Source organism: Agromyces bracchium, from assembly GCF_009709675.1.
Taxonomy (GTDB): Bacteria; Actinomycetota; Actinomycetes; order Actinomycetales; family Microbacteriaceae; genus Agromyces; species Agromyces bracchium.
In genome coordinates, this window is record NZ_WMLB01000025.1 from 194,780 (window position 1) to 214,663 (window position 19,884).

18 protein-coding genes and 1 riboswitch are annotated in these 19,884 nt (G+C 73.1%); of the genes, 1 reads left to right on the plus strand and 17 read right to left on the minus strand.

From position 1 onward, the window contains the following. The first annotated feature begins 10 nt into the window (after positions 1-10). Complete coding sequence (locus GJ743_RS12330; protein WP_155052187.1) at positions 11-1,261, plus strand: D-alanyl-D-alanine carboxypeptidase family protein; 1,251 nt, start codon at positions 11-13, stop codon at positions 1,259-1,261. 2 nt (positions 1,262-1,263) lie between these two features. On the opposite strand, the gene GJ743_RS12335 is transcribed toward GJ743_RS12330, so the two are convergent. The 17 genes from GJ743_RS12335 to GJ743_RS12415 all read right to left on the minus strand — a co-directional run bounded on the left by GJ743_RS12335 (position 1,264) and on the right by GJ743_RS12415 (position 19,849). Next, on the minus strand, positions 1,264-1,509 hold the full coding sequence (locus tag GJ743_RS12335; protein ID WP_129234736.1) for a hypothetical protein: 246 nt from the start codon (positions 1,507-1,509) through the stop codon (positions 1,264-1,266). Positions 1,510-1,557: 48 nt separating this feature from the next. Continuing rightward, entirely contained in the window at positions 1,558-2,121 is a 564-nt protein-coding gene (locus GJ743_RS12340; protein WP_155052188.1) for a nucleoside/nucleotide kinase family protein, read from the minus strand. Next, the gene (locus tag GJ743_RS12345) at positions 2,118-2,918 is read right to left on the minus strand and encodes an energy-coupling factor transporter transmembrane component T family protein (RefSeq protein WP_155052189.1); all 801 of its coding nucleotides are present in this window, start codon (positions 2,916-2,918) and stop codon (positions 2,118-2,120) included. The genes GJ743_RS12340 and GJ743_RS12345 overlap by 4 nt, the downstream gene beginning before the upstream one ends. Next, the gene (locus GJ743_RS12350; RefSeq protein ID WP_328289139.1) at positions 2,915-4,426 is read right to left on the minus strand and encodes an ABC transporter ATP-binding protein; all 1,512 of its coding nucleotides are present in this window, start codon (positions 4,424-4,426) and stop codon (positions 2,915-2,917) included. Before GJ743_RS12350 ends, GJ743_RS12345 begins: the two co-directional genes overlap by 4 nt. A 2-nt stretch (positions 4,427-4,428) precedes the next feature. Next, complete coding sequence (locus GJ743_RS12355) at positions 4,429-5,082, minus strand: ECF transporter S component (protein WP_328289140.1); 654 nt, start codon at positions 5,080-5,082, stop codon at positions 4,429-4,431. A gap of 37 nt (positions 5,083-5,119) precedes the next feature. Then, positions 5,120-5,230: riboswitch (TPP riboswitch) on the minus strand. 95 nt (positions 5,231-5,325) lie between these two features. After that, positions 5,326-5,658 carry a hypothetical protein gene (locus tag GJ743_RS12360; protein ID WP_155052191.1) on the minus strand — a complete coding sequence of 111 codons (333 nt, stop codon included), beginning with the start codon at positions 5,656-5,658 and terminating at the stop codon, positions 5,326-5,328. A 104-nt stretch (positions 5,659-5,762) separates the two neighbouring features. Then, positions 5,763-7,049, minus strand: a complete 1,287-nt coding sequence (locus GJ743_RS12365) for a DNA polymerase IV (protein WP_328289141.1) — start codon at positions 7,047-7,049, stop codon at positions 5,763-5,765. 34 nt (positions 7,050-7,083) lie between these two features. Then, a complete protein-coding gene (locus GJ743_RS12370; protein ID WP_155052192.1) occupies positions 7,084-7,761 on the minus strand; it encodes a hypothetical protein in 678 nt (225 codons plus the stop codon). A 120-nt stretch (positions 7,762-7,881) separates the two neighbouring features. Beyond that, complete coding sequence (gene gatB, locus GJ743_RS12375; protein WP_155052193.1) at positions 7,882-9,399, minus strand: Asp-tRNA(Asn)/Glu-tRNA(Gln) amidotransferase subunit GatB; 1,518 nt, start codon at positions 9,397-9,399, stop codon at positions 7,882-7,884. Next, a complete protein-coding gene (gene gatA / locus GJ743_RS12380; protein WP_328289142.1) occupies positions 9,399-10,928 on the minus strand; it encodes an Asp-tRNA(Asn)/Glu-tRNA(Gln) amidotransferase subunit GatA in 1,530 nt (509 codons plus the stop codon). The genes gatB and gatA overlap by 1 nt, the downstream gene beginning before the upstream one ends. Beyond that, positions 10,925-11,224 carry an Asp-tRNA(Asn)/Glu-tRNA(Gln) amidotransferase subunit GatC gene (gene gatC, locus GJ743_RS12385; RefSeq protein WP_154347605.1) on the minus strand — a complete coding sequence of 100 codons (300 nt, stop codon included), beginning with the start codon at positions 11,222-11,224 and terminating at the stop codon, positions 10,925-10,927. The genes gatA and gatC overlap by 4 nt, the downstream gene beginning before the upstream one ends. A 36-nt stretch (positions 11,225-11,260) precedes the next feature. After that, positions 11,261-13,036 carry an alkaline phosphatase family protein gene (locus tag GJ743_RS12390; protein ID WP_155052194.1) on the minus strand — a complete coding sequence of 592 codons (1,776 nt, stop codon included), beginning with the start codon at positions 13,034-13,036 and terminating at the stop codon, positions 11,261-11,263. A gap of 13 nt (positions 13,037-13,049) precedes the next feature. Next, positions 13,050-15,392, minus strand: a complete 2,343-nt coding sequence (gene ligA / locus GJ743_RS12395; RefSeq protein WP_155052195.1) for an NAD-dependent DNA ligase LigA — start codon at positions 15,390-15,392, stop codon at positions 13,050-13,052. Between the two features lie 89 nt (positions 15,393-15,481). Then, complete coding sequence (locus tag GJ743_RS12400) at positions 15,482-16,303, minus strand: hypothetical protein (RefSeq protein WP_155052196.1); 822 nt, start codon at positions 16,301-16,303, stop codon at positions 15,482-15,484. Positions 16,304-16,497: 194 nt separating this feature from the next. Then, positions 16,498-17,229: a hypothetical protein gene (locus GJ743_RS12405; protein ID WP_155052197.1), complete on the minus strand. Its 732-nt coding sequence runs from the start codon at positions 17,227-17,229 to the stop codon at positions 16,498-16,500. A gap of 90 nt (positions 17,230-17,319) precedes the next feature. After that, positions 17,320-18,459, minus strand: coding sequence for a tRNA 2-thiouridine(34) synthase MnmA (gene mnmA / locus GJ743_RS12410; protein WP_155052198.1), 1,140 nt, complete (start codon positions 18,457-18,459; stop codon positions 17,320-17,322). A gap of 154 nt (positions 18,460-18,613) precedes the next feature. Next, positions 18,614-19,849: a cysteine desulfurase family protein gene (locus GJ743_RS12415; RefSeq protein WP_155052199.1), complete on the minus strand. Its 1,236-nt coding sequence runs from the start codon at positions 19,847-19,849 to the stop codon at positions 18,614-18,616. Positions 19,850-19,884: the final 35 nt, after the last annotated feature.

The following is a 19,884-nucleotide window of genomic DNA, read 5'->3' on the forward strand; positions in this document are numbered from 1 at the left end:
CCTGATTCGCATGAGTCCCTCCCCCGGACGCGTCGTCGGCATCGCCGTCGGCGCGCTCGCCATCCTCGGCATCGGCGTGTACGGCCCGGCGATGCTCCTGGGTCCGCTTCCCGACGTCGAGGTCAGCGTCGACACGGCGCAGGCCGCCGCCCCGGCGACGAGTTCGGTCGCCCTCCCCGCGGAGGACGCCTCGGCGGTCGCATTCGTCGACGACGACGGCTCGGCCTCCCTCGTCGCGGCATCCGCCGACGACGAGGCCGCGCCGATCGGCGGGGCGGCGAAGCTCGTCACCGCGTTGGTGGTGCTCGACACGCTTCCCCTCACGGCCGACGACGACGGCCCCGCGATCCGGATCGGGCCCGAGGACTACACCGACTACCTCCGGTACTCCGGCGAGGGGTCGCGAACCGTGCAGGTCTCGCCCGGCGACTCCTGGACCGAGCGCGACGTCATCCGAGCGGTCCTCCTCGCATCGAGCAACAACCACGCCGACACCCTCGCGAGGTGGGCCTTCGGCAGCGTCGACGCGTACGTCACGGCGGCCGACGAATGGCTCGCGGAACAGGGCTTCACGTCGACCTCGGTGGTCGACGCGACCGGGCTGTCCGGTGACAACGTCGGGACGGCGACGGAGCTCACGCGCCTCGCTGCCATGGTGCTCGCGGAACCGACGCTCGGCGCGATGCTCGAGGGCGACTCGGGTGCACCCACGCCGAGCGACGACCGGCGGATCCCCGACGCCATCGCGCACCTCGCCGACGACGGCATCCGCGCCCTCAGCCGGAGCTTCACCGACCAGGCCGCGATCAGCTTCGTGTGGACGGCCGAACTCCGCTCCGGCGAGGAGCGACGCACGATGGTGGGTGCGATGACCGGCGTCGACGACTACGACACGCTCGATCCCGCTGTGCTCGCCGCGGTCGAGGGGATGCAGGCGGCATCCGAGCCGATCGAGGTGATCGTCGCCGGGGCGAGCTACGGCGAGGTCACCTCGGCGTGGGGCGACCGTGCGAGACTCATCGCGACGGCGGGGCGAACGGATGCCGCGTTCGGCGCGATCGCGGAGGACGCGAGTGTCGCGGTGGAGCCGTTCACGACCTCACCGGCCGGACGTCAGGTCGGCACGGTCACGGTCGCGATCGGCGAACGCGAGGTCAGCTCGGCGCTCGAACTCGACGGAGCGATCGCCGACCCGGGGCCGATCTGGCGCCTCACCCACCCGGGCGAGCTCATCGGTGCCTTCCTCGAGGACGACGCCTAGGGTCAGTCGTTCTCCTCGTCGGACTCGACGGGGTCGGAGTCGGCCGCGTCGAAGCGGAACCGGACGCGGAGCTGTCCGCCGACGTCCTTCTGCTCGACGGCGTCGTACCAGAACAAGGACTCGAGCCCGTCGACGGCGGCGACCATGCCGACCCGCTTCTCCGGCTCGCCGCGGACGAGGGCCCGCTGCTCGAAGTCGCCTTCGAGCGGGCCGTCGATGAACTCCGCCACATACGTCGCATCACCCATGTGCCGAGCGTAGTCCCGGCCGGGTCCGTGGCACAGCATCCGCGCGGATCAGTCGCCCAGTCGCACCCGGATCGCCGATCGCCGTTCCGCACCGGACCGGCGTCGCACGCGCCGCCAGTCCGACTCCCACGACGCCCAGAAGTCGTCGAACGCACCCTCGTCGCGCGCGAGCGCCCGCTCGCGACGAATGGCGTACGGCGCGTCGAGCCAGACCCGCACGGCGTCGGTCGCATCGATGCCCGCGAGGAACGCACCGCATCCCTCGAGGACGAGCGGTCGACCGGGACGCAGGCGCTCGACGGAGCCGGGTCGATCGGCGAGCCAGTCCCACCGGTCGAGCGCGCCCACGAGCCCTGCACCGTGCGGGCGCACGAGTCGGGGACCGAGGGCGCCCGCGCCTCGACGGAGGCCGCGCCATCCGGGGATCGCCTCGTCGACGCGCACGAGCTTCGGCGGATGCCCCGGCCATTCGGCCACCAGTGCGGCCGCGAACGTGCTCTTGCCGGCCCCGCTCGGTCCGTCGACGAGGACGAGCGGATGCCGCCGGGCGCGCGCAGCGCGGCGCACCGCGTCGAGCGCGGGGCGGAGGGCGAGCGCGCGCTCGGCGTTCACGCCCACACCGGGTGGAAGGTGCCCGCCCACACCGCTCCGGCGATGGCGGCCGCCGCGACCGCCGCGGCGATCGCGACGAGCACCGCGTCCGGCGCGCCGACGGTCGACGGGCGCGCCCACGTCCGCGGTGCGTCGGCGCCGAACCCGCGCGCCTCCATCGCGGTCGCGAGCTTCGACCCGCGCCGGATCGCGAGCACGAGCAGCGCGAACGCCATCGTGGACGCACGACGCACGGCGCCGTGGTCGCCGATGCCGCGCGCACGTCTCGCGAGCGACATGGCACGCCAGTCCTCGACGAACAGCCCGACGAGCCGCGTCGCCGCGAGCGCGCCGAGCACGAAGCGCGCGGGCAGCCGCCACACCTGGGCGAGGCCGTCGGCGAGGTCGGTCGGGTCGACGCGGAGGAACAGCAGCGCCGCCGGCAGTCCGATCGCGAGCACGCGGAGGGTGACGGCGATCGCGAGCTGGATCGACCCGTCGGTGACCTTCGCCAGCCAGAACTCCCAGTAGACGGTGCCCGACGGGCGACCGTAGAGCAGCATGCTGATGCCGGCGAGGGGTGCGGCGACGAGGATCGGCCACGTGCGCCGGACGAGGAGGCCGGGCGTGACGCCCGCGAGGGCGAACAGCACGAGTTGGATGCCGAGCGCGATCGCGGCGCTCACCCAGTCGACGGTGAGGAGGAGCGGAGTCGTGAGCACCATCGCCGCGGCGAGCCGCGTGGCCGGGTTCACCCGGTCGACGAAGCGCAGGGTGGGCACGGAGGTCGTCGCGTCGGCGAGGTCGACGGTGCTCATGCGCGTCCGTCCCGTCCTGCAGCGGCGGCAGCCACGGACGCCTGCGCGTCGAGGCGGATACGGTGCCCGCCGAGCGACGCGATGAAGGCCGCGTCGTGCGTGACCGACAGCAGTGTCGTGCCCTCATTGACGAGTTCGTGCAGCAGCCGCACGAGCTCGACCCAGCCGAGCCGGTCCTGGCCGAACGTCGGCTCGTCGAGGATCACCGCGCTCGGTCGCGTCGCCAGTACGGCGCCGACCGTGAGACGCCGCGCCTCGCCGCCGGAGAGGGTGAACGGGTTGGCCGCGGCGAGGTGATCGAGGCGGAGGCGCTGCAGGACCTCATCGACCCGGGCGTCGACCACGGCGGGCGCGAGCCCGAGCGCGCGCGGGGCGACCGCGACCTCGTCGCGGACGGTCGATGCGACGAACTGGTGCTCGGGCTCCTGGAAGACCGTGCCGATCCGCGACAGGAGTTCGCGCGAACGCCAGCGGACGGGCGCGTCGCCGATTCCTCGCGCGATCCGCGGTGCGGCGACGACGCGCCCCGCCCGCGGCGCGAGGAGGCCGCCGAGCGTCAGCGCGAGCGTGGACTTGCCCGCGCCGTTCGGCCCGGTGAGCACCGTGGAGGATGCGTCGGGCACGACGAGGTCGAGCCCTTCGTGCAGCACTGCGCCGCGCGGGCGCCCGATGCCGAGCGACTCGGTCGAGATCGCCGGCCCCGCACCGGGCGCCGCGGCATCCGTCGCCTCGGGCACCTCGAGCGGCACGCCCGGAACCCACACGCCCGCGGCCGCGAGCGCCTCGCGACGCGCGTCGAGCACGACCGACGGCGGACCGTCGGCGAGCAGCCGCCCGTCGGCGCCGAGGATCACGACGCGGTCGACGAGGTCGAGCCACACGTCGACCCGGTGTTCCACGACGACGAGCGTCGCGCCCGTCCGGTCGAGCACGCGCGCGACCGCCTCGCGCACCTCGGCGACGCCGACGGGATCGAGGTTGGCGGTGGGCTCGTCGAGGAGGAGCAGGCCCGGGCGCATCGCGATCGCGCCGGCGAGCGCCATCCGCTGCTTCTGGCCGCCCGACAGGCGCGAGGTGGGGTGATCGAGCGGCAGGTCGAGGCCGACCGCGTCGATCGCCTCGCGCACGCGCGACCAGGTCTCGTCCCGCGGGATGCCGAGGTTCTCGCAGCCGAAGGCGACGTCGTCGCCGACGCGGGCGAGGATCACCTGCGAGTCGGGGTCCTGCAGCACGAGGCCGGCGCGGCCGCGCGCCTCGGCGGGCGCGCGGCCGTCGAGCAGCAGGCGGCCGTGGTGCTCGCCCTCGTCATCGCCGCCGAGCACGCCCGCGAGGGCGTGCAGCAGGGTCGACTTCCCCGACCCGGAGGGGCCGAGCAGGAGCACCCGCTCCCCCGGGTGGATGCGGAGGTCTATGCCCTGCAGTGCCGCACGACGGCGGCCCGCGTGCCGCCAGCCCCACCCGGTGGCATCCACGCGGGCGGGACCGGCGGCTCCCGGTGCGCGGTCCACGGTCAGACCCGCCCGGTGACGTCCCGTCCGGCGCCGAACCGGCTGAGGGCGCCGGTCGCCGCGAGCGCCCGCACCACGATCCAGCCGAGGAGGCCGGCGAGGACCGCCCCGGAGACGACCACGGTGCCGAAGTAGAGCACGAGGAACTCGGCCGACTTCTGCAGGTTGCCCGAGAGGAACAGCTCGAGGACCCACGCCGCGGCACCGGCCGCCGCGCCCGCGAGCATCGCGGTGACGACGCCGAACCGGCGGTAGCCCGTCGCGAGGAACACGAGTTCGGCGCCGAGGCCCTGCGCGAGACCCGAGTAGATCGTCTCGATGCCCCACTGGTTGCCGACGAGCGCCGAGACGATCGCCGCGAGCAGCTCGACGTAGAGCGCGGCGCCCGGCTTGCGGATGATGAGCCCGCCGAGCACGCCGCCGATGAGCCAGATGCCGACGGCGATGCCGCCGAGGCCCGGCGTGAGCGCGTCGGCGGCGCTGAACCAGGCGTAGCCGACGTTGTTCCAGAAGAGGAAGACCAGGCCGGTCGCGACGCCGATCACGCTCGCGACGACGATGTCGACGACCCGCCAGCGGGTGCTGCGGGATGCCGCGGGCTCACGCTCGCCGCTGGTTCCGGCCGTCGGGTTCTGGTCGGTGGATGTCTCGTGCACTGTCGTGCCCTTTCGTCTCGTGGAAAGCGGCACGGGAAATGAGATTGGATGCCCTCCCTGCGCTGGCATGACCCAGATCAGGTTCGACGGTCGAAGGTTGGAGAACCTTCCTCTCAGCCCGGCTCACCGGACTCCCGTGTTCGAGCACGAGTATACGCGCGCCGGGAGGGCCTCACGTCGTCGATGACGCCGGACGCCGGGCGCCTGCCCGCCGCGGCCGGCGGCGGATGCCGCGGGCGCGCGCTACTTCTTCAGCGCGCGGATGACCATGCGCAGCGCCTTGCCCGTCACCACCACGAGTGGGATCGAGACGATGAGCAGGCCGAGCACGTTCGGCTCGAAGCGGACGTCGCCGCCGCGGCCGACGTACGCGCCGAGCGGGACGGACCACCCGCCGCCACCGCCGCCCGAGCCCTCGCCCTGCTCCTCGGAACTGCCCGATCCGCCGCCGAACCCGTACGCGCCGAGCGCGACCGGCACGACCTCGGCACCGCCGATCTCGACCTTGTCGGCGTAGGAGGTGCGGACGCCGACGCCGGCGACCTTGTCTGCGAGCTCGAGCACGAAATCAGCCATGCGGCCACGCTACCGGCGCACCGCGGCCGTCGGAAGGGCATTGACGGATGCCGCGACCCGCTCCCCTGCTCGGAACGACCCTCGCGCTCTGCAGCCGGGTCGCGTCACCAGAACGAGCGCGGACCCGGTGGCGGCTCGTCGTCGGGCCCGCCATCGCGCACGGTCGGCGCCGCCGACTCCACCGCCGGCCGCACGAGCGCCGCCGGGCGCACGGCGCCGCGCCCGAACCGGCGCACGACCTCGTCGATCGTCCGTTCGGCGTCGCGCCACTCCTCGTCGGGGTCCCACAGCGGCGCGCCGTCGCCGGCGGGTCTCAAGTGCTCGCCGCGCACGCCGATGAGCCGGACGCGCCGACCGTCGCCGACGAGGTCGCCGAGCGGCACCAGGGCCTCTTCGTAGATGCGCCTCGCGACATCGGTCGGTTCGGCGAGCGTGCGCGACCGCGTGACGGTCGTGAAGTCGCCGTACCGGAGCTTCAGCGTGACGGTGCGCGCCAGCATCCCGGCGCGACGCAGGCGCACGCCGACATCGGTCGCCAGGCGCAGGAGCTCGCGCGCGATCTCGTCGCGCGCGACGAGGTCGTGATGGAAGGTCGTCTCGTGCCCGATGCTCTTCTCCACGCGCCGCGTCTCGACGTCGCGCGGGTCGATGCCGTTCGCGAGCCGTGTCAGGCGGGCGGCGAGCGCCGGGCCGACGGCACGCGCGAGCGCCTCCTCGGGCATCTCGGCCACGTCGCCGACGGTGCGGAGCCCGAGCTTCAGGAGGGACTCCTCGGTCACGCGACCGACGCCCCACAACGCCGAGACCGGCAGCGGGTGCAGGAACGCGGTGGTCTCCGACGCGGGCACGACGAGCATGCCGTCGGGCTTGGCGCGCGACGACGCGACCTTCGCGACGTACTTGCTCGCGGCGACGCCGACCGAGCACGTGAGTCCCGTCTCGTCGCGCACACGCCGGCGGATCGTCCAGGCGATCTCAGCCGGGCTGCCGTGCAGGCGACGCGCTCCGGAGACGTCGAGGAACGCCTCGTCGATCGACAACGGCTCGACGAGCGGCGTGAGCTCGCGGAAGATCGCCATCACCCGATCGGAGTACTCGGAGTAACGCCGGTAGTCGCCGCGGAGCACGATCGCGTTCGGGCACCGCTGCAGCGCGACCGACATCGGCATCGCCGAATTCACGCCGAAGCGCCGGGCCTCGTAGCTCGCGGCCGCGACGACCCCGCGACCGGCCGTGCCGCCGACGAGCACGGGCTTGCCGCGCAACTCAGGGCGGCGCAGCAGCTCGACGGACACGAAGAACGCATCCATGTCGACGTGCAGGATCGGGGTCGCGGAGTCGTCGACCGGGCCGGTCGTGACCTGCCGCGACGAGCCGTCCTGCTTGCTCACGCAGCGACCCTAGCGCCCACCGCCGACACCCGCGTCAGAACCCGAAGTCGCCGAAATCCCCGCCGCCGAAGTCGCCGCCACCGCCGAAGTCGCCGAACCCGCCCCAGTCGCCGCCCGCATCGCCCGCGCCGGCGGCGTCGACCGACCCCGCGTCGGCACCGGCGTCCGCGCCTGCGTCGCCGCCCGCATCGGCGCCGCCGTCCGTCGCACCGGACGCGTCGAACGCCGACGGGTCGGGCAGGAACGCCTGCGCGATGGCGGAGCCGATCACGACACCCGCGATCGTCCCGAGCATCGAGCCGCCCACCATCGAGCCGAACGACGGGCCTGCCGTCCGCGCGCCCGGGGCGGTGCCCGCCGCGCCCGGCGCACCCGCGAACGCGCGCTCCATCGACCCCGGCTGGCGCAGCTCCTGCCGCGTCGCGGCCCGGGCGAGCGCGTTCGGGTCGTCGGAGACCAGGCGCTCCCCGTCGGGGGCCTGCTCCGCGAGCGAACGGAAGACCTGCTGCCTCTGCTCGGGCGTGAGCTTCGCGAACGCCTCGGCGTGCACCGCCTCGATCGACTCGGGCGGGGCCGTGCGCAGCAGGTAGCGGTAGCGCTCGATCGCGAGCTCGTCCTCGCTGAGCCGGCGCTCCTGAGGCGCCCGCGGCACGGGCGGGGCGGGTCGAGCGGCGCGGTCGTCGGTGCCGAAGAGTCGGTCAAGGAATCCCATGGTGTCCTCGCAAGTGGTTCGGGGTGGTTCAGGCTACTGACGCCCGCCATGAGCGGGCTGTGAGACGACGGATGCCGCGGCGCGAACACGCGCGCCGCGGCATCCGTCGACGGGGTCGACCTAGTTGTCGGCGGCCGCCCGCTCGAGCACGAGCTCGCGCACGCGGGCCGCGTCGGCCTTGCCCTGCATGGCCTTCATGACCGCGCCGATGACGGCGCCCGCGGCCTGCACCTTGCCGTCGCGGATCTTCGCGAGCACGTCGGGCTGCGCGGCGAGCGCCTGGTCGATCGCGGCGATGAGCGCGCCGTCGTCGGAGACGACCGCGAGGCCGCGGGTGTCGACGATCTCGCGCGGCGAGCCCTCGCCCGCGATGACGCCCTCGAGCACCTGGCGAGCGAGGCGGTCGGTGAGGGTGCCCTCGTCGACGAGCGCCGCGAGCTCGGCGACGTGCGCCGGCTCGGCGAGGCCCGCGGCATCCGCGCCCTGCGCGTTCGCGATGCGGGTGAGCTCGCCCGTCCACCACTTGCGGGCGGCGGCCGGGGTCGCACCGGCCTCGACGGTCGCGGCGACTTCGTTCAGCAGCCCGCCGTTCGCGACGTCCTGGAACTCGAGGTCGGTGAAGCCCCACTCGGCCTTCAGGCGGCGGCGGCGCGCGGCGGGCGGCTCGGGCAGCGCCGCACGGAGCTCCTCGATCACGGCCGGGTCGGGCTCGACCGGGAGCAGGTCGGGCTCGGGGAAGTAGCGGTAGTCGTCGGCGTCGGACTTCGGACGACCAGGGCTCGTGGTCCCGGTGTCCTCGTGCCAGTGGCGCGTCTCCTGGGTGATCGTGCCGCCGTCGGCGAGGATCGCCGCCTGGCGCTGGATCTCGTAGCGGACCGCGCGCTCGACCGAGCGCATCGAGTTGACGTTCTTCGTCTCGGTGCGCGTGCCGAACCTCTCCTGGCCCTTCGGGCGCAGCGAGACGTTCGCGTCGCAGCGGAGGTTGCCGCGCTCCATTCGTGCCTCGGAGATGCCGAGCGAGAGCACGATGTCGCGGATCGTCGCCACGTACGCGCGGGCGAGCGCCGGAGCATCCGCCCCGGCCCCCACGATCGGCTTCGTGACGATCTCGACGAGCGGCACGCCCGCACGGTTGTAGTCGACGAGCGAGTACTCGGCACCGTGGATGCGACCGGTCGAGCCCACGTGCGTGAGCTTGCCGGCGTCCTCCTCCATGTGCGCGCGCTCGATCGCGACCTCGAACGTGCGGCCGTTCTCGAGTTCGACCTCGACCGAGCCCTCGAAGGCGATCGGCTCGTCGTACTGCGAGATCTGGTAGTTCTTGCCGAGGTCGGGGTAGAAGTAGTTCTTCCGCGCGAACCGGCTCGACGGGGCGATCCCGCAGCCGAGTGCGAGCCCGAGCGAGATCGAGTACCGCACCGCGGTGCCGTTCACGGCCGGGAGCGACCCCGGCAGGCCCATGTCGACCGGCGCGACGAGCGTGTTCGGCTCGGCGCCGTGGAACTCGTCGTTCGCCGGGTTCGGCGCCGACGAGAACATCTTCGTCTTCGTGTTGAGCTCGACGTGCACCTCGAGGCCGATCACCGGCTCGAAGCGCTCGAGTGCCTCGTCGAAGTCCATCAGTGCCGCGCGCGCCATCAGACCACGCCCTCCTCGGTCGCCATGAGTTCGTGGGTGGACAGGTCGGGCGCCTGCGCGAGCAGCGGACCGCCCCAGCGGTCGACGAGGAGCGCCTCGAGCGCACCGCCGACGTTGTACAGGCGCGCGTCCTCGCGGGCGGGCGCCAGGAACTGGATGCCGACCGGCAGGCCGTCCTCCGGCGCGAGCCCCGCCGGCACCGAGATGCCGGGCACGCCCGCGAGGTTCGCGGGAATCGTCGCGACGTCGTTGAGGTACATCGACAGCGGGTCGTGCAGCTTCTCGCCGAGCTTGAACGCCGTGGTCGGCGCCGTGGGCGTCGCGAGCACGTCGACCTTCGCGAACGCGGCGTCGAAGTCCTGCTGCACGAGCGTGCGCACCTTCTGGGCGCTGCCGTAGTAGGCGTCGTAGTAGCCGGCCGACAGGGCGTAGGTGCCGAGGATGATGCGGCGCTTGACCTCGGGGCCGAAGCCCGCCTCGCGCGTGGCCGCCATGACCTCCTCGACCGTGCCGCCGCCCTCCGGGACGACGCGGAGGCCGAAGCGCACCGAGTCGAACTTCGCGAGGTTGGAGGACGCCTCGGCGGGCAGGATCAGGTAGTACGCGGCGATCGCGTACTCGAAGTTCGGCGCGCTCACCTCGACGATCTCCGCGCCGTTCGCGGCGAGCAGCTCGAGCGACTCGTGGAAGCGCTGGCGGACGCCCGCCTGGAAGCCGTCGGAGTCGAGTTCCTTCACGACGCCGATGCGCAGGCCCGAGACATCCGCCCGGCGGACCGCCTCGGCCATCGACGGCCATGCGTCGGGGATCGAGGTCTGGTCGTGCGGGTCGTGCCCGGCGATGACGTCGTGCAGCAGCGCCGCGTCGAGCACGGTGCGGCTCACCGGGCCGATCTGGTCGAGTGAGGACGCGAGCGCGATCGAGCCGTAGCGGCTGACGCCGCCGTAGGTGGGCTTGGTGCCGACCGTGCCCGTGACGTGCGCGGGCTGGCGGATCGAGCCGCCCGTGTCGCTGCCGAGCGCGAGCGGCGCCTCGAAGGCCGCGACGGCCGCGGCCGAGCCGCCGCCCGAACCGCCGGGGATGCGGTCGAGGTCCCACGGGTTGTGCGTCGGGCCGTAGGCGGAGTGCTCCGTCGAGGAGCCCATCGCGAACTCGTCCATGTTGGTCTTGCCGAGCGGCACCATGCCGGCCTCGCGGACCTTGCGCACGGGCGTCGCGTCGTACGGCGGGATCCATCCCTCGAGGATGCGCGATCCCGACGTCGAGGGCATGCCCTTCGTGACCAGCACGTCCTTGACGGCGATCGGGACGCCCGCGAGCGGGCCGAGCTCCTCGCCGGCCGCGCGACGACGGTCGACGTCGGCGGCGGTCTCGAGCGCCTCGGCGTTGACGTGCAGGAAGGCGTGCACCGCGCCGTCGACGGCCGCGATGCGGTCGAGGTGGGCCTTCGTCGCCTCGACGGACGAGACCTCGCCGGAGGCGAGCTTCGCGGCGAGGTCGGCGGCGCTCAGCCGGATCAGGTCGCTCACTGCTCCTCCCCCAGGATCGCCGAGACCACGAAGCGGGTGCCGTCGTGCTCGGGAGCGCCCGAGAGCGCCTGCTCGACGCTCAGCACGTCGGTCGGCACGTCCTCCCGAAGCGGGTTGTGCAAGGGGATCGGGTGGCTCGTGGGGACCACGTCGGGCGTGGCCACCTCGCTCACCTTCTCGACCGCCTGCATGATCTGGCCGAGCTCCGTCGTGAGGTGCTCGATCTCTTCCTCGGTGAGCGCGATGCGTGCGAGGTTCGCGAGATGCGCGACCTGCTCGGCGCTGATTTCAGACATGCTGCTCCGTCGTCCGGGAATGGGGATGCAGCGATTCTATCGAGGCGTGCCGAACAGGCCGACGCCGTACTTCTGCAGCAGCTCGTACGCGTCGCCGTAGGTCTGCGGCTCGGCCTCGCCGTCGCCGTACTTGGCGATGAGGAGGCCGAGCAGGCCTTTCGCCGGCGGGCTGAGCGGGGCGGTGCGGTGCGCGTCGCCGGGGTGGAGGGGTCTGGCTTCGGGGTTCGGCGGCGTGTACTGCGGCGTGGTGGCCGGCCAGGTGAGCGGATGCCTCGGCGCGTCGAGCGTCACGGCGTTCCGGATGGTGGGCGCCCCGTCGTCGCGGTCGGTGAGCGCGTCGAGGCCGTGGACGGCGCACAGCGTGGCGATGACCGAACCGTGGTGCATGGGGTCGTGGATGACGGCACCCTCGGCGGTGTACGCCGAGATCGCGATCGTGGGCACGCGGCATCCGAGCCGGTCGAACGTGAAGCCCATCTCGCCGGCGCCGTCATCGGCGCTCGGCGGCGTCGCGGCGGGAGGCGGCACGTGGTCGTAGGTACCGCCGTGCTCGTCGAAGGTGACGAGGAGCATCGTGTTCATCGCGTTGGAGCCGGAGTCGGCCGCGCTCTCGCGGATCGCGGAGTAGATCGAGTGGATCAGGGCCTCACCGGCGCGGACATCGGAGATCGCGCCGTCGGTCACCTCGTCGCCGTCGACGTCGGATTCGCGGAGCCGGCCGACCGGCGGGTGGAAGTCGTTGTGGTCGAAGATCATCCGCGGCTCGACGAAGCTGTAGGGCGCCAGCTTGCCGTCGGCCACGTCGCTCCAGAACTGCGACATCGGCGCGAAGTGGGCGGTGCGCCAGAACTGCTCGAGCGCGGGCGCGTGGATCACACCGGTCATCGAGACGAGCTGCAGGTCGTCGAAGTAGATGCGCCAGTCGAGGCCCGCATCGTCGAGCCGGTTGAAGATCGTGGGGCTCGCGTCGGCGTCGAGCCACTTGCGGAAACCGCCGTCGCCCCGGTTGGTGACGAACCCGTGCGAGGTCGAGGCGTGGAAGAACGACCGGTTGCAGAACGTCTGCGACGGCACCGCGCAGTGCCACGCGTCGTAGACCGCGAACCCCTTCGCGAGGGTCGAGAGCACGGGCAGCATCTCGGGCGAGAACGAGCCCATGATCTGGCGGATGTCGCGGTCCTCCGGATCACGCCGACGATGCTCGACGTGGTTCGCGTAGTCGATCACGAAGCCGTCCATGCTCGGCGTCGCACCGGCGTCGGGGGCGTTGAAGGGCGCGGTCATGTCGTCGATCTCGACGGTCGCGTTCGAGGCGGGGCGGACGGTGCCGAAGAGCTGGGTGTTGACGTGCGGGTACTCCTCGCCCGGGTCGGGGTCGGGGCGCCGCATGATCGAATCGGTCGGGCCGTCGTAGACGTGCGCGGGGATCTGCTCGCCATCGGCGGTCGCGTTCGCGTACTCGCCGAACGCGAGGCCGTCGTAGGACACCCCGTCGGGAAGGTCGCCGGTGTCGTAGAGCCAGCCGAGGAGGTTGTCGAACGACCGGTTCTCGCCCATCACGACCACGAGGTGATCGAAGCCCGGCTTCGTGCGGGTCGGCGGCGGGGGCGGCAGTGCGGCGACCCCCGCCGCACCCTCCTCGACGCCGGCCGAGTGGCCAGCAGTGGCGGCGATCGCAGCGGCTCCCCCGCCCGCGACGATCGCGCTCGCCCCCGCCACGCCGCCGTAACGCAGGAAGTCGCGACGCGTCGTGCCGGATTCACCCTCCGGGCGCACGGCCTCGGACGACTCGTCGTGCTCCTCGGCCTGCATCCTCCGCCCCCTCTCACCCGACGAGCGCGTCGGGCCCCTCCGTCACCAGGATCGCGAACTGGGCGGCATCGATCACGCGCACGCCGAGTTCCTCGGCCTTCGCGAGCTTCGATCCTGCGCCCGGGCCGGCGGCGACGAAGTCGGTCTTCTTCGACACGCTCGAGGCCGCCTTGCCGCCCGCGGCGATGATCGCCTCCTGCGCCCCGTCGCGCGTGAAGCCCTCGAGGCTGCCCGTGGCGACGACGGTGAGCCCCGCGAGCACCCCGCCCGCCTGCGCGGCCCGCCCGGGCCCGGGGTGGCCCGGCGTCGCGAACTGCACGCCGGCCGCCTGCCACCGATCGACGATCTCCCGGTGCCAGTCGACGCCGAACCACTCGACGAGCGAGTCGGCGATGATGCCGCCCACGCCCTCGACCTCCGCGAGCTCCTCGCGGCTCGCGGCGCGGATCGCCTCGAGCGAACCGAAGTGGTCGGCCAGCGCACGTGCAGCGACCGGTCCGACGTGCCGGATGTTGAGGGAGACCAGGATCCGCCAGAGCGGCTTGGTCTTGGCCTTCTCGAGCTCGGAGAGGAGCTTCGTCGCCGCCTCGGACGGGAGCAGTTCGCGGTGGTCCTTCCGGATCCCGGCCGCGCGGCGCTCCGCGGCCGACATCCGCTCGCTGCCCGGCGGGTAGGTGATCCTGACCTTCTGGAACGGCGCACGACGGATCTCCTCGCCGGTGACCGGATCCGTCTTCGGCTCGCCGGTCTCGGCGTCGCGGACGACGACCTCGATCGGGACGAGCTCGTCGACGGTGAGGTCGAAGAGCCCCGCCTCGGTGACGAGCGGGGGCGTCGACGGCACGAACGGCTGGGTGAGCGCGGCGGCCGTGACCTCGCCGAGCGCCTCGATGTCGAGCGCGCCGCGCGAGCCGATGTGCTCGACCCGGCCGCGGACCTGCGCGGGGCAGCTGCGCGCGTTCGGGCAGCGGAGGTCGATGTCGCCCTCCTTGGCCGGACGCAGCGGCGTGCCGCACTCGGGGCAGCGCTCCGGCATCCGCCACTCGCGCTCCGTGCCGTCGCGCAGCTCCTCCACGGCGCCGAGGATCTCGGGGATGACGTCGCCCGCCTTCCGCAGCACGACGGTGTCGCCGATCAGGACGCCCTTGGCCTTCACGACCTCCTGGTTGTGGAGCGTCGCCTGCTCGACCGTGCTGCCCTGCACCTTGACCGGTGCCATGACCGCGTACGGCGTCGCGCGGCCCGTGCGACCCACGCCGACGCGGATGTCGAGCAGCTTCGTGTGCACCTCCTCCGGAGGGTACTTGTACGCGATCGCCCACCGCGGCGCCCGGCTCGTCGCGCCGAGTTCGTCGTGCAGGGCGAGCTCGTCGATCTTCACGACGATGCCGTCGATCTCGTGCTCGACGTCGTGACGGTGCTCGCCCCGATCGGCGATGAAGGCGGTGACCTCGTCGATCGTGTCGAAGACGCGCGAGTGCGGCGAGACCGGGAGCCCCCACCCGGACAGCAGCCCGTAGATCTCGGACTGGCTCGCCACCGGCGGGTCCTGCCACGCGCCGATGCCGTGCAGGTACAGCGCGAGGCGCCCGAGCCGATCGCGCATGAGCTCGAGCTGGAGCGGGTTCTTGTTCTCACGCCGCTGCCGCAGGCTGCCCGCCGCGGTGTTGCGCGCGTTCGCGAACTCGGGGAAGCGGGTCGGGATCGACTCCTCGGAACGGCCCTTGGCTCGCTGCTCGGCGACGAACTCGGCCTGGAGTGCGTGCTGCCGCTCGTTGAGCGCCTCGAAGTCCTCGGACCGGAGGAAGACCTCGCCGCGCACCTCGAAGAAGGGCGGGAACCCATCGCCCTCGAGCCGGCGCGGGATCGCGGGGATGAACTCGACGTTCTCGGTGATGTCTTCGCCCACGCGACCGTCGCCGCGGGTGGTGGCGGTCTCGAGCACGCCGTCGCGGTACGCGAGGCTGATCGCGAGCCCGTCGATCTTCAGCTCGGAGAGCCAGCGGACCGGGCGCCCGGCGGCCGACTGCGCCTTCGTGGCCCACTCGACGAATTCGTCGAGGCTGAACACGTTGTCGAGGCTCAGCATGCGCTCGGCGTGCTCGTGCGACGGGAACCCGACCGAGACGAGGGCGGCGCCGACCTGCTGGGTCGGGCTGTCCTGGCCGGCCAGTTCGGGGAACGCCCGCTCGAGGGCCTCGAGTCGGTGGAAGTCGGCGTCGTACTCGGCGTCGCTGACGAGGCTCACGCCCTCGGAGTAGTACGTCGTCCGGTACCGCTCGATGCGCTCGCGGAGCGCCTCGGACTCGCTGCGGGCGTCGTCGAACTCGGTGGGGATCTCGCTCACGCCAGTCATCCTAGAAGCCGCCACCGACGCCGCCGTGGAGACACGGATCGGGGCGCGCGGATCCCCGCGCGCCCCGATCGTCGTCGACGCCCCGCCGACTACGCGCCGAAGCCCGCCGCGTCGACCTTCCGGTGGTACCGCGTGCCCGCCTTGCCGCCGAGGACGGCTCCGCCGAGCGTCACGACGACGAGGAGCACGAGGGTGATGATGCCCGCGACCGTCAGCTCCCCCTCGTTCACGGGGATGCGCGGGAACGTGTTGAGGGTGGCGAACACGTCGTACCGGGTGCCGGCGAGCGCGGCGAGCGCCGCGCCGACGACCGCCATCACGATCGCCCAGAGCCAGACCGCGACGCCCTGCTTCAAGCCGTTGAAGCGCGCCATCCGCCCGGCGACGTAGCCGCCCGCGAAGTACGCCACGAAGAGCACGACGAGCAGCGCGATCGCGCCGACGATGCCGATGGTCTGGGGGTCCTCCGCGACCGCGTCGTCGACCGCCGCGCCGACGTTGCCGAGCCCGAGCGCCGCGCCGGTCCCCGCGAGCAGTGCCGTGAGCAGCGCGCCGAGTCCGAGCGCCGTCAGCCAGCCGAAGAACGCCGCGCCGAACTTGATGCCGCCGAAGCGCTCGCGCTCGCGTTCGATCACCGCGGCGCGCACGGCGGGGTCGGCGACGAGCCGGTCGTCGCGCACGGGGCGCCCGTCCGCCGGTGCCACGCCGTCGGCGGTCGCGGCGCGCTCGTCGAGCCTGCGGTCGTATGCGGCCGTTCGCGAGTCCGCGGCGCGGTCGTCGACCCGGTCGGATGCCACGGCCTCGCGGTCGTCGCGCAGGCCGTCGCCGTCGGCGTCGACGGGCCGGTCGGTGCTCGTCGTGCGCGGATCGCGATTCGGATCGTGCCCGGGGCGGTCGGTGGAGGTGCTCATGATGTGGTCCCTCTCGTCGTCGTCGCCGCGGGAGATCGCCCCGTCGGCGCGCCTGAGACCCTACGCGGGACGCGCGGAGCGCGCGGAGGCCTTGACAAAGCGGTCGACCCCGCACTCACGGCGTGCAGGCAACACCCAGCAGGCGCTCAGGTGTCGAATCGGACCGCGCTCGGCCATTGAGGTCGTCCCTCGGCTCACGGGACCGAACGGACCTCGGCGTCGAGCCCGACGCGGTCGACCCGCCGGTGGTACCGGACCCCGACGACCCCGCCCAGCACGGCGCCGCCCAGCGCGACGACGGCGACGGCGAGCGCGGCGACGATGCCCGCGAGCACGAGCGTGTCGGCGGGCACGGGAACGCTCGGGACCGCCGTCATGGCGCGGGCGAGGAGGTCGTAGCGGCCATCCAGGAGCACGACGCCGATGGCCGCCGCGATGGTGATCACGATCGCCCACACCCACACGGCGAGGCCCTGCGCGACGCCGCTGAAGCGCGCCATCCGCCCCGCCACGTAGCCGCCGCAGTACGCGGCGGCGAGCACGATCGCGAGCACGACGCCGACGACGATCCAGCCGACCGCGGTCGGATCGAGCGGCCCGATGCCGCCCGACGCCCACGGGTCCGGGACCACGCCGAGGCCGAGCGTCGCGTCGGCGACGACGAGCGCCCCGATGAGCAGCGAGCCCGTCGCCGCAGCGATCAGCACGCCGAAGAATCCCGCGCCGACCTTCGGGCCGCCGAACGCCTCGCGCTGTCGTGCGGCGACCTCCTCGAGGGTCACGGGCGGCGATTCGACGAGGTCGTCGAAGCCGTCGGGACCGGGATCGATGACCATCGTCGGCCGCGTGCCGGGTGCCGGATCGAGGTTCCGGAACGGGTCTGCGGGGTCGCGCACCGGATCGGAGGGGTACAGCGGATACGTCACGGGATCACTCCTCACGGACGTCGCCGGGGGACGCGACGTCACCGAGGCGACTTTACGCGATTCGACCCCCGAATGGGGGCCATTTCTCGATCAGGCGTCGACGGGGACCGCGCTGACCGTCCGGTCGATCGTGCACTGGCCGAGCACGCGCGTGCCCACGTAGACGACCGCCGTCTGCCCCGGTGCGACGCCGTCGAGCGGCGTGGAGGGCGTGATCACGAGTTCGGCGGAGCCGGAGGCATCCGTCGCCACCCTCGCGACCGCGGGCACGGGGTCGGCGTGCGCCCTGATCTGCACCTCGCACTCGAACGCGTCGCCGTCGGCGGCGACGAGGCCGGATGCCACGGGGTCGGCGCCCGCCCACGAGAACCTCGATCCCGCGATGAGCCCGATCGCGAGCGCCTCCTTCGGGCCGACCACGACCGTGCGCTCCTTGGGGCGGACCTCGAGCACGAACCGCGGCTTGCCGTCGTCTGCCGGCGTGCCGAGCCGGAGCCCACGACGCTGGCCGACGGTGTAGGCGTGCGCACCCTCGTGCGCGCCGACCACGGCGCCTGAGCGATCGACGATCTCGCCGGGCGCGGTGCCGACCTTCTCGGCGAGCCAGCCCTTCGTGTCGCCGTCGGAGATGAAGCAGATGTCGTACGAGTCGGGCTTCTGCGCGACCGACAGGCCGCGGCGCGCGGCCTCCTCGCGGACGAGCTGCTTGGACGGCGTGTCGCCGAGCGGGAAGTACGCGTGCGCGAGCTGCTCGGCCGTGAGCACGCCGAGCACGTAGCTCTGGTCCTTCGCCTCCGCGCTCGCGCGGTGCAGCTCGCGACGGCCGGCGGCATCCGTCGTGATCTTCGCGTAATGGCCCGTGGCGACGGCGTCGAAGCCGAGCGCGAGCGCCTTCTCGAGCAGTGCCGCGAACTTGATGCGCTCGTTGCAGCGCATGCACGGGTTCGGCGTGCGCCCGGCGGCGTACTCGGCGATGAAGTCGTCGACGACGTCGGCCTTGAATCGCTCGGAGAAGTCCCACACGTAGTACGGGATGCCGAGCACGTTCGCGGCGCGCTGGGCGTCCATCGAGTCCTCGATCGTGCAGCAGCCCCGGCTGCCGGTGCGGAGCGTGCCGGGCATGCGGCTGAGCGCGAGGTGCACGCCGACGACGTCGTGCCCGGCCTCGACGGCGCGCGCGGCCGCGACGGCGCTGTCGACGCCGCCGCTCATCGCTGCCAGGACTCGCATGCCCTCCAGTCTACGAACCCCCTCCTGAGCGGATGCCGCGCGGCGTCTGCATTCCGTTCTCAGGAACCCGGGGTGGAACCCGGCGCTTCTCAGGAAGACTCGCCGACGATGACCGCGACACGCCGGAAATCTCCTGAGAAACGCACCACTGCGCTCAGCGGTCGAAGCTCGTCACGCGGTCGGCCATGCCGGCGCGGGTCGCTCGCTCGACGGCGGCGGGCAGCGCCTCGAGGAACGCGTCGACGTCGGCGTCGGTCGTCGTCGCGCCGAGCGTGATGCGCAGCGCGCCGCGCGCCTCGGCTTCCGTACGGCCCATCGCGAGGAGCACGTGCGAGGGCTCGGGCACGCCCGCCTGGCACGCCGACCCCGTCGAGACCGCGACGCCCGCGGCATCCAGCAGGAACAGCAACGAGTCGCCCTCGCAGCCGGGGAACGAGAAGTGCGCGTTGCCGGGCAGCCGACCCGCCGGGTCGGGGTCGCCCGAGAGCCTGGCGTCGGGCACGGATGCCGCGACCCCCGCCACGAGCCGGTCGCGCAGGCGCGACATCCGCTCGTCCGCGGCTGCGGCGTGCGCGGCCGTCGCCAGGGCGGCCGCCGCGAACCCGGCCGCCGCCGCGACGTCCTGCGTGCCCGAGCGGATGCGTCGCTGCTGCCCGCCGCCGTGCAGGAGCGGCTCGATGCGCGTCGACCGGTCGAGCACGAGGGCGCCGATGCCGACCGGCCCGCCGACCTTGTGCGCCGACACGCTCATCGCCACGAGCCCCGCACCCGCGGGCGCTGCGGTCTCCCGGCGGATCGCGTGCAGGTCGATCGGCACGTGGCCGTACGCCGCGATCGCATCGACGTGCAGCGGAACGCCGGCCCGCGCGCAGAGTTCGGCGACCTCGAGGACCGGCTCGATCGTGCCGACCTCGTTGTTCGCCCAGAGCATCGTGACGAGGGCGACGGATGCCGCGTCCCGCGCGAACTCCGCGGCGAGCGCGTCGACCCGCAGCCGTCCGAGCGCGTCGAGGGGCAGTTCGACGACCTCGGCGCCCTCCATGCCCGCGAGCCACTCGACCGTGTCGATGGTGGCGTGGTGCTCGCCGCCCGGTATGAGGATGCGACGAGCGGACGCCTCTGCCCGTCGCCGCCAGAAGAGGCCCTTGATCGCGAGGTTCACGGCCTCGGTGCCGCTGCCGGTGAAGACGACCTCGATGGGGTCGGCGCCGAGCGTCGCGGCGACCTGCTCGCGGGACTCCTCGAGGAGCCGCTTCGCGTGCTGGCCGGCGCTGTGGATCGAGGCGGGGTTGCCGACGAGCCGAAGTGCGTGCGTGATCGCGTCGATCGCCTCGGGTCGGAGCGGCGTCGTGGCGGCGTGGTCGAGGTAGACGGGGTCGGGGCGGGGCATCGAGCACCTCCTGACCGGGAACCGGTTCCCCACGA